This is a genomic window from Rhizobium sp. NZLR11, from assembly GCF_019685115.1.
Classification (GTDB): Bacteria; Pseudomonadota; Alphaproteobacteria; order Rhizobiales; family Rhizobiaceae; genus Rhizobium.
On the sequence record NZ_JABDWD010000015.1, the window covers coordinates 85,061 to 97,214 of the forward strand.

The following is a 12,154-nucleotide window of genomic DNA, read 5'->3' on the forward strand; positions in this document are numbered from 1 at the left end:
GCGAGTGGTTAACGGAAGCTTTACAGATACTTCATAAAAGGACAATTGATTTTTAATATCAATAGATTAGCAGCATATAGTGGGGAGTGCTGCCACGTCGGTTCTCATTGATGCACGCTGTTGTCTGAAAACCGTGAGACACCTTCGGGCGGCATGCATCAGCGCTTGAGATGCCGGGTCAAGCGGCGTTCGATCCAAGCCCAGAGATGGCGCAGCGCCTCGACGATGACGAGGTAGAAGATCGCTGCCCAGAGATAGGTCTGGTAGTCAAAGGTGCGGGAGAAGGCGTAGCGGGTTTCGCCCATCAGGTCGAGCACGGTGATGATGGCGACGACCGCCGAGCCCTTGATCAGCAGGATGATTTCGTTGCCATAAGGGCGGAGTGCGACGATGAGAGCCTGCGGCAGAATGATCTTGCGGAAAGCGATGAACCGGTGGATGCCGAGGGCCGCGGCCGCCTCGTGCTGGCCATGCGATACGCTTTCGATGGCGCCGCGCAGGATTTCCGCCTGGTAGGCCGCGGTATTGATGGTCATGGCAAAAAGGCCGCAATACCAAGCTTCGCGGAAGAACCACCAGATACCGACGGTTTCAAGCTGCGGCCGGAAAACGCCGAGGCCGTAATAAACCAGGAACAACTGGGCAAGCAGCGGCGTGCCGCGGAAGAAATAGATGTAGCCGTAGGCGAGCGCATTCAGCAACCGGTTCTTCGACATGCGCGCTGCGGCAAGCGGCAGCGACAGAACTGCGCCGCAGATCACGGAAATGAAAACGAGGCTGAGTGTGACCCCGAGACCGTGGAGATAGCGCGGTCCGTAGCGGGTGAATTTTTCCGGATCCCAGCCGTTGACGACGGAGATCACCAGCAGCGCGCCGAATACTGCCCAGACGGCGACAAAAATATAGCCGGCCATACGCGCCGGCGTCATCGGCTTCATCACTTCGCGAGGTGCGGGCTGCGGCGGGATCAGCGTTTCGGCGTAGCTCATCGGCGGATCTCCGAACGTCTGGCCCACCGCTCGACATAGACGAGCAGAAAGGAGGAGAGAATGGCGAGCACCAGATAGAGACAGCAGGCCAGGCCATAGAAGAAGAAGGGTTCTTTGGTCACGCGCACGGCGACACTTGTCTGGCGCAGGATATCGGCAAGACTGATGATTGAGACGTAGGAGGTGTCCTTCAGGAGCACCATCCAGAGGTTCGTCAGGCCCGGCAGCGCGATGCGCACGAGCTGCGGCAGGATGATCAGGCGCAGCGTGCGACCGGTATGCAGTCCAAGCGCATCGCCTGCCTCATACTGCCCCTTGGGAATGGCGCGAAAGGCTGAGAGCAATACTTCCGAACAGTAGGCGGAGAAGACCACCGAAAGCGCGATGACGCCGGCGAGGAAGGCGTTGATCTCGACCGGCGGCCCGTCATAACCGACGAAGGTCAGCAGAGACTGGATCAGCATCTGCATGCCGTAATAGATGATGAAGAGCGTCAGAAGCTCCGGCAGGCCTCGGAAGATCGTCGTGTAGATGCCGGCCGCCAGCCGAAGCGATTTTTCTTCCGACTGCTGGCCGAGCGCCACTAGGAAGCCGATGACGAGGCCGATCGGTAGGGTGACGATTGCCACCGAAACGGTCACCTGCAGGCCAAGCGCGATCTCGTCGCCCCAGCCGGTATCGCCACAGGCAAGAATCGTCGACTGACCTAGCCAGGTGAAGATGCCAACGGGTCCGCATAACGGATCGAAAATGTGCACAAGTGAGCTCCAGAAGGAGCCGAGCGCGGAAAATAATCCGCCCATGCGATAATTCCCCTCACGGCTTTTGCCGTTTTGATCTTGCTATCTTTGTCAAACAAAAATGGCGGAAGAGCAAGCCTTCCGCCATTACCTTGATTGGCCAGATAGCGAATTTCTTATTCGCCGTAAACGTCGAAGTCGAAGTACTTGTCCTGGATCTTCTTGTACTCACCGCTGGCGCGGATCGCAGCGATCGCCGTGTTCAGTTTTTCCTTGAGCGGATCGCCCTTGCGGATGGCAATGCCGGCGCCGTTGCCGTTGATTTCCTTGTCGACCGGCAGAGTCGTCAAGATCTTGCAGCAGGCGCCGGCGTCGGATTTGACCCATTCGGAGAGAACCACGACGTCGTCGATGACGGCGTCGACACGGCCGCTGGAGACGTCGAGCTTGTATTCGTCAGCGGTGGGGTAGAGCTTCAGTTCGGTGTCGGCCAGATGCTTCTCGGCATAGTTGGCGTGCGTCGTGGAGGTCTGCGCGCCGATCACCTTGCCCTTGAGCCCGGCAACGTCAGTAATCGTCGAATCCTTCGGCACGGCGATGGCTGGCGGGGTGTTGTAGTACTTGTTGGAGAAATCGACGAGCTTCAGACGCTCCGGGGTGATCGACATGGAGGAAACGATCATGTCGAACTTCTTGGCGTTGAGCGCCGGGATGATGCCGTCCCAGTCGGTGCTGACGAAGGAGCATTCAGCCTTCATCTCAGCGCAGAGCGCCTTGGTGATGTCGATGTCGAAGCCCTGGATCGTGCCGCTGGCATCGACGAACTCGAAGGGCGGATAGGTCGAATCGGTGCCGATCACATACTTTTCGCCATCGGCCATGGCCGAGCCAGCGAAAAGGGACATCGCCGCGATCGAGGCTGCCGCGAAAATACGGGTGGAGATATGCATGAGGATCCTCTCTGTTGGTAGCCGCCGCTGTTTTTCTCGTGGGCTGACGGCCGCAATTCAACGGTACCTAGACCGCCTTGCGGCGATAATCAGACTTTTTTTGATGGAATTGCAACACAAATCCCATCGCAATTGGGCGGTGCAAATAGCAGGCGAGATGAACGCCGGCAGACTGCAACATTCACGCGAGGTTAATCCGCGGCTTCCTAGAACCGGAACAAATCGGCGGTTCGGCGATTGCCATTCCGCCGTTTCGCCTCAATGCAAAGCTAGGGGCGGAACCGGGGCCTATCGGCCTTTAAGAAGCTCAACCAGGATCGAGGAAACCCGATGGGCATGAAATCAAGATTGTTCGCAAGCGCGGCTTTTCCGTTGCTTACCCTTTCGCTGGCGTTCCAGCCGGCATCGGCAATGGCTGCCGTGCGCGACGTCGCGCCGCAGGCGCCAGCCGTGCGGCAAGTCGAACAAGGCAGCTTCGAGGTGGCGCAGGACGCGCCTTCCGAAGAGGAATTGCTGAAGAAGAAGCACAAACAGAAGGAGCAAGCTCCGGCCGAACAGGCGCCGGCCGCCGAGCAACCGAAGGAGGCGCCGGCCGAAAAGCCGAAGGCTGAGCGGAAGGAGGCGCCGGCGCCCGAACCCAAGGCACAGCCGGAACCGCCGAAGGCCGAAGCCGCGCCGAAGGCAGAGCCCGCGCCGCAGGCCGAAAGCAAGCCAGAGCGAAAGTCCAAGCAGGAAGCCCAGCCCGAGGCAAAACCGGAGGCCGAGCCGCAGCAGGAGCAGCCGGTAACGCAGGAAAAGCCGAAGAAGCCGAAGAAGCAGGCCGAGCCGGAGGCTCAACCGCAGCCCGAACAGCAGCCGGCCGCAAAGGAAGTGCAGCCGGAGACGGAGCAGGCGCAGCCGGAAGCCAAGCCGGACGGCGGCAAGCGGGCTAAAGGACAGGACAAGGGCCAAGGCAAAGATAAAGCCAAGGGCAAGGCCGAGACGGCTGCGCCCGAAGCTGTGACGCCGACCGAGGAACAAGCCAAACCCGAAGTCAAGCCGGAGGCAAAACCTGCCGCCGAGGCGCCGGCCGAGAAGAAGCCGACAAAGGGCGAGACGGCTGCGCCCGCAGACAAGTCGAATGCAGACAAGGCGGGCCAAGAGAAAGCGCCTGGAGACAAGCCTGGCGAAGTGAAAGCGCCCGAAGACAAGGCGGCGGCTCCGGAGGCCGCACCCGCCGAAAAGCCGAAGGACGGCACCGCAGCCAAGCCTGCCGGTGAACAGCCCGCCGGCGAGCAGCCGGCCGCGCCCGCGACCGGCACTGCCCAGCCGCTGCCGGATGCCAGCGGCGGCCAGCAGGTTAAGCAGGCCATTCCGGCGCCGGAAAAGGCTTCGCCCGAAGAGCTGGAGCGCCGCAAGAAGATCGCCGCGGACCCAGCCAAAAGCAACGAAACCGTCGTGCTGCCGGTCGAGAACGGCGCGGCCGTGCTCGACAGCGACAAGGATGCCGACCGCAGCAAGGGCCGGGAAGGCCGCCGCGATCGCGACAAGCAGCGCGCCGACAGCAAGGACTTCAAGGTGCCGACCTCGGATGCTGAAGCGCAAGCCGCCACTGGCGGCGTGGCGCAGCCCTCCGTCAAGATCGAGGCGGTGACCCGCGAGAAGGGCACGAGGCTCGACGAGCGGCCGCAATTCATCCGTCCTGATGGCGCGCGCATCGACGACCGCAGCGACCAAAACCGCGTGATCATTCAATACAATAACCAGGTCATCGTGCGTAGCGACGACGACAGGCGGTTCCTGCGTGACGGCGAACGGCCGAACTACGAGGAGCTGTCTGGTGATCGCTACCGCGAGACGATCACACGGCCGGAAGGCTATCGCATCGTGACGATCCGCAACCGCTATGGCGACATCATCCAGCGGTCGCGTGTCGATGCCCGGGGACGCGAGAATGTGCTCTACTACTCCCAGGAACTCTATGACGATCCGGACCGCGATTATTTCGAGGATCCGGGCGCCGACCTGCCGCCGATGCGGCTGCGTGTGCCGCTCGACGACTATATCATCGACACCCGCAGCGATCCGAATCGGGACTATTACGAGTTCCTGAGCGAGCCGCCGGTCGAGCCGGTCGAGCGTGTCTATTCGCTCGACGAGGTGAAGTATTCGGCGCGTATCCGTGACAAGGTGCGCCGCATCGACCTCGACACGATCACCTTCGCGACCGGCAGTGCCGATATCCCGATGACCCAGGCGCGGACGTTGCGCAAGGTCGCCGACGCAATCAGCCAGGTGCTCAAGAGGGATCCGAGCGAGACCTTCCTGATCGAAGGTCATACCGATGCGGTCGGCTCCGACCAGAGCAACCTCATCCTCTCCGACCAACGGGCGGAATCGGTCGCCAACGTACTCTCCGACGTTTACGGCATCCCGCCGGAGAACCTGGCGACCCAGGGTTACGGCGAACAATATCTGAAGGTCAACACAACAGACCCTGAACAGGAAAACCGCCGCGTGACCATCCGCCGCGTCACGGCGCTGGTTCGGCCTGTCGCTGCCAAGTAAATGCTGTTGCCCCTCTCCAGAACCGGAGAGGGGCATTCAGTTGTCTGTCTTTTTTCTCCTCGGCGGACCGGGCAAGGGAAGCTGCTGCCATCCTGCCGGTTTTACTCGCCGGCTTTCCTGGCAGCCTTTTCGATGGTGTCGGCGACCTTCTCCGGCTGGGATGCGAAGACGGCGTGGCTTGCTTTGATCTCGGTCACATCGCTGCCGGCGCGTTTTGCCATGTCGCGCTCCAGCTCGGGATTGATAGAGCGATCCTGCGTGGCGACGATCGACCAACTCGGTTTCGTGCGCCATGCCGGGTCTGAGACCTTGGCGGAGAAGGCCTGCTTGGCGGCGAAGACCTGCGCCCTGGCCATGAAATCAGCCTCGGCTTGCGGAAGGTCGGCTGCGAAATCCGCAGCAAAGGCACCCGGATCGAGATAGAGATATTTGCCGTCCTTGGTTTCCCTTATATCCATGCTGCCGGCGGGCTTCGAACTGGCGAGGCTCAGCAGGCTTTCACCCTTGTCGGGCTGGAACGCTGCGACATAGACGAGGCCTGCGACACTGGGATCGTTGCCAGCTTGCGTGATGACCATGCCGCCATAGCTGTGACCGACAAGCAGGCTCGGTCCCTCCTGCAGGTCGAGAACCCGCTTCGTCGCCGCCACATCGTCTTCGAGCGAGGTGATCGGCTCCTGGACGATGGTGACGTTGAAGCCGCGTTTTTCGAGAATCTCGGTCGCCTTGCGCCATCCCGAACCGTCGGCGAGCGCGCCGTGGACGATCACGATGTTCTTGACCGCGGCAGCTTCCGCCGCGAAGGCGATGCCGGTGGTGGCGAAAGCAAGGGCGGCCGTGAAAATGAGGCGTCTATTCATGGGTGTTACTCCTTGGGTGATGTTACGTTCCGGATTCAGCCGAAGGTGAAGGCGTAGGCCTGGACGCCGGGGTCGAGGAAACGGATCTCGAAGTTGCGGGCGACGACGGGGCCGGACTGGCGGACAAGTTGGTAAAGCTTGGTCGCGCTCACCACGCCGTTGCCTTCGGCATCGATGTCGGAGCCGTGGTCCGCTCCCGGCGCCTTGCCGTCGACCGTCACCTGGAAGCGGATCGGTTTGGCGTCGGCGCCAGGCCCTAGTACGAGATGCAGGTCGCGGGCGCTGAAACGATAGGCAATGCCGCCGCCCGGCTGATCAAGCGTCGCCTGATCTTTGCCGACAGTCCAGGTTCCGGACAGGCCCCAGCCGTTGAGGCCGGGTTCGGCGATCGAATAATTTTGTGCGGCGTCGGCCTGCAGCCCTTCCGGAGAGGCGAAATTTGCTGCCTGTGCGTAGCCGATATAGGTTTCGCCGGAGCGGATATTGCCAAGGTCAGGGCCTGCTTCCGCGCCCGTGGCATCCGGCGCGACCGCAGCGCTTGCCGCCGTCTGGCTGCCGGCCTCGCGCAACAGGTCCTGAATGGCCTTCTCGGTCGTGCCATAATTGCCTTCGCCGAAATGGTGGTAGCGGATCTGACCCTTGGCATCGATCAGATAGGCGGCGGGCCAGTAGCTGTTTTCGAAGGCGCGCCAGATCTTGTAGTCATTGTCGATGGCGACGGGATAGCCGATCTTGAAGTCGGCGACCGCCTTCTTGACGTTGTCGATCTTCTTCTCGAAGGCAAATTCCGGGGCATGGACGCCGATCACCACGAGGCCCTGGTCCACATATTTTTCCGCCCAGGCCCTGACATAGGGGATGGTACGAATGCAATTGATGCAGGAATAGGTCCAAAAATCGACGAGCACGACTTTGCCCCGCAGCTGTTCGGTGGTCAGAGGCTCGGAATTCAGCCATTCGACCGCGCCGCCGAACGACGGTGCATGACCTTCGACCGGCAGATCGCTGCGGAAGGGCTTCTTCACATCGGCAGCAGGGATCGTCACGTCGTTGCTCGCCACTTCGGAGGCTGCACCAAACGGCTTTGCATGCAGCCTGTCGAGCACGGCCTGTTCCAGCGATGCGGTGCTGGCATAGGACAGCCGCGCCAGCAGGCTGGTGTCGAGGCCAAAGGCGATGACGGCGACGCCAGCGAGTACCGCAGCGCCGAGCACTTGGCGAATCCGGTCGCCGACGCCGAGCGAACGCTTCATGGCAGCGAATATCTTGCCGCCGACAAGCAGGGCGACGGCAAGCGAGCTTGCGGCGCCGGCGGCATAGGCTGCCAGCAGGAAGGTCGTTTGCAGGTTGGCGCCCTGCAAGGCGGCGCCGGTCAGAACAAGGCCGAGGATCGGGCCGGCGCAAGGCGCCCAAAGCAGACCGGTGGCGACGCCGAGGAGGAGGGCGCTCTTCACCGTCGGCGCGGTGCGGCCACTGCGGCTGGCATTCACCAGATTGTTGCCGAGATCGACGATCGGCCGGGCAAGGGTGCTGGCAAAACGCGGCGACAGCAGACTTGCGCCAAAGAGCGCCAGTAGGACGATCGCGGCCAGGCGGCCATATTCATTGGCGCGGATGGCCCAGCTGCCGCCGACGGCCGCCAGCGTGGCGACCAGCGCGAAGGTGGTGGCCATGCCGGCCAGCATCGGCAGCGTGCTCCTGACGAAAGGCTGTCCGGCACGGGCGAAGACGAAAGGGAGGACGGGGAGGATGCACGGGCTGAGGATCGTCAGCGCGCCTCCGAGATAGGCAATGATCAGAAGTGTCATCATCGTTTCCTTTGAAACCGATTGATCGGGCTCTGGACGGCGATGGGCCTGAACCAGCAACGGCTGCGATATGGCCGGGCGGAGGTATCCCGGATGTGTCCGGTTTTGCGGGGAAATGTACCGAAGTGTTGCCGACAGGTGATGGCGATACAGAGCGACACAAACTGACGTCGCGGCGACCGGTCGTCGCCGCTGCATGCTTTACCCGGAGGCTGCGATTGTATCAGATTGTATCGCGGCGGCCGGAAACTACATCAGCTTTCAAAAGCCGGCGGCTTGCGACATACCGGTGATACAAGCGGAATGTCTTTTGAGAGCATGAACATTCGACAGGAGAGACCGATGTCAGAGCAAATCAACCATCACCGCCGCCGTTTCTTCGGCATGACGGCAGTCGCCCTTGCGGCGGTCGAATTCGGCGTGGCCGGAACGGCCGCCGCGCAGTCGCCCGCCGTATCCCTACCTGCGGTGAAGGCCGGAACCAACACGTCCTTCGAAGCCCTGAAGCAGGTGAATGCCGGGGTGCTTGATATCGGTTATGCCGAGGCGGGCAAGGCGGATGGCCCGGTCGTGCTGCTGCTGCACGGCTGGCCTTACGACATCTATAGTTTTGTCGACGTCGCGCCGCTGCTGGCCTCGGCAGGCTACAGGGTGATCGTGCCTTATCTGCGCGGGTACGGCACGACAAGGTTTCTGGACCAGGCAACAGCGCGCAACGGCCAGCCGGCGGCGCTGGCTGCCGATATGATTGCGCTGCTCGATGCGCTCGATATCGAGAAGGCGGTGGTTGCCGGCTATGACTGGGGTGGGCGGACCGCCAACATTATGGCGGCATTGTGGCCGGAGCGCTGCAAGGCGATGGTGTCGGTGAGCGGCTACCTGATCGGCAGCCAGGAGGCCAACAAGAAGCCGCTGCCCCCGAAGGCCGAACTTGCATGGTGGTACCAGTTTTATTTTGCAACCGAGCGTGGTCGTGAGGGTTACGAAAGCAACACCCATGATTTCGCAAAGCTCATCTGGCAGACCGCGTCGCCGAAGTGGAATTTCGACGATGCGACCTTCGACAGATCGGCCGCCGCCTTCGACAATCCCGACCATGTCGAAATCGTCATTCACAATTACCGCTGGCGCCTCGGGCTTGTCGAAGGCGAGGCCAAGTATGATGACTACGAGACGAGGCTTGCCGCACTGCCGACGATTTCGGTGCCGACGATCACCATGGAGGGGGATGCAAACGGCGCGCCGCATCCGCAGCCTTCTGCCTATGCCGGAAAGTTTTCCGGCAAATACGAGCATCGCACGATCGCCGGCGGCATCGGCCACAACCTGCCCCAGGAAGCCCCGCAGGCCTTCGCCCAGGCGGTCATCGACGTCGACCGCTTTTGATCGACGCCGCCGTTCACTCGTTGCTCCGGCCAGCGCAATATGCGTAGGTCGCGTCAGCCGCCTCGATCATCGAGGCGGAGGGCGCGGCCGCTTGCATCGGTAAGGATAGGGAAAAATGGATCATGTCGATCACATTCTGGTCGTCGACGACGATCGTGAAATCCGCGAGCTGGTATCCGGCTATCTGCAGAAGAATGGCCTGAGGACAAGTGTGGCCGCAGACGGGCGGCAGATGCGCAGCTTTCTCGAAGGCAATGCTGTCGACCTGATCGTGCTCGACGTGATGATGCCCGGCGACGACGGGCTGGTGCTCTGCCGCGAACTGCGGGCCGGGCGGCACAAGGCGATCCCGATCCTGATGCTGACGGCGCGCACCGACGAGATGGACAGGGTTCTCGGGCTGGAAATGGGCGCCGACGACTATCTTGCCAAGCCCTTTGCCGCGCGCGAACTGCTTGCCCGCATCAAGGCGGTGCTGCGACGGACGCGGATGCTGCCGCCCAACCTGCAGATCAGCGAGGCGGGGCAACTGCTGAGCTTCGGCGACTGGCGGCTCGATACGGTCGGCCGGCATCTTCTCGACAAGGAAGGAACGGCGATTGCGCTCAGCGGCGCCGAATACCGTCTGCTTCGCGTCTTCATCGATCATCCGCAGCGGGTCCTCAATCGCGACCAGCTTCTCAGCCTGACGCAGGGCCGCGACGCCGATCTGTTCGATCGTTCGATCGATCTGCTTGTCAGCCGCCTGCGGCAGCGGCTCGGCGACGATGCACGCGAACCGATCTACATCAAGACGGTGCGCAGTGAAGGTTATGTGTTTTCGGTTCCGGTGGAAATCTCGGAGCCGCGTCAATGAGGGCGGCGATCCCTTTGATTTCGGGCTCGATGTGGCCGAGCACGTTGCGATCACGGATCTTCCTCATCCTGCTGATCGGTCTCGCTCTTGCCTACGGGCTGTCGTTCAGCGTGCTCTATATGGAGCGCACCATGTCGGCCAAAGCCGTGATGCTCGGCACGCTGGAGAACGATGTTGCGACCTCGATTGCTGTTCTCGACCGACTTCCCCCCGGCGAACGCGGCGATCTGCTGGATCGGCTCGGCCGCGGCAACTACCGCTTCGTGCTCGGACCCGGGCTTCCGGGCGTGCCGGATACATCAAGCAAGGGGGCGGAGATCGCAGGCAAGATAGAGGAGGCGATCGGGCATCGCTTTCCGATCCGGATCGAACGGATTCCGGGCGAGGTCAACCGGTTGCAGGCGCATCTGACGCTGAGCGACGGAAGCCCGCTGACGATCGACGTCACGCCCAAGGGTGTCATGCCGATCGCCGCATGGCTGCCCTATGTCTTCGCCGTCCAGATGGCGCTGCTCATCCTCTGTACGTGGTTTGCAGTCCGCCAGGCGATCCGGCCGCTCGGCGAGCTGGCCGCTGCCGCCGATGCTCTCGATCCCAATAAGGATGGCCCGGCCTTGAGCGAAGCGGGGCCGAGCGAGGTAGCGTACGCAGCACGCGCCTTCAACGCGATGCGGGAGAGGATCGCCCATTACCTCGAAGAGCGGGTGCAGATATTGGCGGCCATCGCGCATGACCTGCAGACGCCGATCACCCGCATGCGGCTGCGCGCCGACATGGCGGAGGATTCGCCTGAGAAGGACAAGCTGGTGCACGATCTCGGCGAGATCCAGCGCCTTGTCCAGGACGGTATTGCCTATGCGCGCAGCGCTCACGGCAGCGGCGAGAAGAATGCCCGCATCGATCTCGCCTCGTTCATCGACAGCATCGCCTACGACTATCAGGACACCGGAAAGGCGGTGACGGTCGTCGGCCTGGTTCAGGGCGCCGCCTTCACCAAGCCGCACGCCCTTCGCCGCATCCTGTCGAACTTCATCGACAATGCGTTGAAGTTTGCCGGGGCCGCCGAGATCAGCGTCGGGCGCAGCACTGAGAACGAAATCGTCATCACCGTACTGGATCGCGGTCCCGGCATTCCCAACGATATGCTCGAAGCCGCCATGCAGCCTTTCTTCCGGCTGGAGCAATCCCGCAACCGGGAGACCGGCGGCACCGGTCTCGGTCTTGCGATCGCCCAGCAACTAACGGCGAAGATCGGCGGATCGCTGACGCTCTACAATCGCGCCGGCGGCGGGTTGGCAGCGGAAGTCACCCTCCGGTGATGACTGCAGCCGGCGGAAGTTTTTCGACGGTTTTGTACGGGAAGATGTCGTGGACAGCGGATGCTACGTTTTGTGACATTTCGACCGATTCCTGAAACATGGCGGATATATCGGCCGGTCAAACCACACTCCGTCAACCCGGTCGCGAGTAGCGACCACTCGCGTAAAGCGACGCAAACAGGAGTGTTCCCATGACCAAGTTCGACAAGGTTCTCTATACCGGCAAGACCCGCACCACCGGTGGGCGCGACGGCGCGTCGCAGAGCGACGACGGTCAGCTCGATATCAAGCTCTCGCCGCCCGGCAGCGCGCGGCCCGGCACCAATCCCGAACAGCTTTTCGCAGCCGGTTGGTCGGCCTGCTTCATCGGCGCGATCGGCATTGCTGCGGGCAAGCTGAAGGTCAGGCTTCCGGCAGAGACCGCCGTGAATGCCGAGGTCGATCTCGGGGCGACCGAGGGCGACTATTTCCTGCAGGCCCGCCTCAAGGTCAGCCTGCCTGGTATCGAAGTGGACGTCGCGAAGGCATTGGTGGATGAGGCGCACCGGACTTGCCCCTATTCGAAGGCGACGCGCGGCAATATCCATGTCGAATTGACCATTGCCTGACGGATCGATTGCCCGCCAAAAGGCTATTGGCGGCGGCGGGCAGAGGAGCCGAAAGCAAACGGGACGAGGCCGATCGGGCCTCGCCGATTGG

10 protein-coding genes are annotated in these 12,154 nt (G+C 62.1%); 5 read left to right on the forward strand and 5 right to left on the reverse strand.

Annotation, left to right across the window (positions count from 1 at the left end):
- Positions 1-158: 158 nt before the first annotated feature.
- The 3 genes from HJB83_RS23735 to HJB83_RS23745 form a co-directional block, all read right to left on the reverse strand.
- The gene (locus tag HJB83_RS23735; RefSeq protein ID WP_207580742.1) at positions 159-989 is read right to left on the reverse strand and encodes an ABC transporter permease; all 831 of its coding nucleotides are present in this window, start codon (positions 987-989) and stop codon (positions 159-161) included.
- Entirely contained in the window at positions 986-1,792 is an 807-nt protein-coding gene (locus HJB83_RS23740) for an ABC transporter permease (RefSeq protein WP_221132899.1), read from the reverse strand. The genes HJB83_RS23735 and HJB83_RS23740 overlap by 4 nt, the downstream gene beginning before the upstream one ends.
- A 113-nt stretch (positions 1,793-1,905) precedes the next feature.
- Positions 1,906-2,679 carry a transporter substrate-binding domain-containing protein gene (locus HJB83_RS23745; protein WP_207580740.1) on the reverse strand — a complete coding sequence of 258 codons (774 nt, stop codon included), beginning with the start codon at positions 2,677-2,679 and terminating at the stop codon, positions 1,906-1,908.
- Positions 2,680-3,009: 330 nt separating this feature from the next.
- Between HJB83_RS23745 and HJB83_RS23750 the strand changes: the two genes are divergently transcribed.
- On the forward strand, positions 3,010-5,226 hold the full coding sequence (locus HJB83_RS23750) for an OmpA family protein (RefSeq protein ID WP_221117150.1): 2,217 nt from the start codon (positions 3,010-3,012) through the stop codon (positions 5,224-5,226).
- A 101-nt stretch (positions 5,227-5,327) separates the two neighbouring features.
- Here the strand turns inward: HJB83_RS23750 and HJB83_RS23755 are convergent, their stop codons facing one another.
- On the reverse strand, positions 5,328-6,086 hold the full coding sequence (locus HJB83_RS23755) for an alpha/beta hydrolase (protein WP_207580738.1): 759 nt from the start codon (positions 6,084-6,086) through the stop codon (positions 5,328-5,330).
- A 35-nt stretch (positions 6,087-6,121) separates the two neighbouring features.
- The gene (locus HJB83_RS23760; protein WP_207580737.1) at positions 6,122-7,894 is read right to left on the reverse strand and encodes a cytochrome c biogenesis protein DipZ; all 1,773 of its coding nucleotides are present in this window, start codon (positions 7,892-7,894) and stop codon (positions 6,122-6,124) included.
- A gap of 342 nt (positions 7,895-8,236) precedes the next feature.
- On the opposite strand from HJB83_RS23760, the gene HJB83_RS23765 reads away from it, so the two are divergent.
- The 4 genes from HJB83_RS23765 (at position 8,237) to HJB83_RS23780 (ending at position 12,063) form a co-directional block, all read left to right on the forward strand.
- The gene (locus HJB83_RS23765) at positions 8,237-9,280 is read left to right on the forward strand and encodes an alpha/beta fold hydrolase (protein WP_207580736.1); all 1,044 of its coding nucleotides are present in this window, start codon (positions 8,237-8,239) and stop codon (positions 9,278-9,280) included.
- A 115-nt stretch (positions 9,281-9,395) separates the two neighbouring features.
- Positions 9,396-10,136, forward strand: a complete 741-nt coding sequence (locus HJB83_RS23770; RefSeq protein WP_207580735.1) for a response regulator — start codon at positions 9,396-9,398, stop codon at positions 10,134-10,136.
- Positions 10,133-11,455 (forward strand): HAMP domain-containing sensor histidine kinase, encoded by a 1,323-nt coding sequence (locus tag HJB83_RS23775; protein WP_221117148.1) that lies wholly within the window; start codon positions 10,133-10,135, stop codon positions 11,453-11,455. Before HJB83_RS23770 ends, HJB83_RS23775 begins: the two co-directional genes overlap by 4 nt.
- 191 nt (positions 11,456-11,646) lie before the next feature.
- The gene (locus HJB83_RS23780; protein WP_207580734.1) at positions 11,647-12,063 is read left to right on the forward strand and encodes an organic hydroperoxide resistance protein; all 417 of its coding nucleotides are present in this window, start codon (positions 11,647-11,649) and stop codon (positions 12,061-12,063) included.
- Positions 12,064-12,154 lie beyond the last annotated feature (91 nt).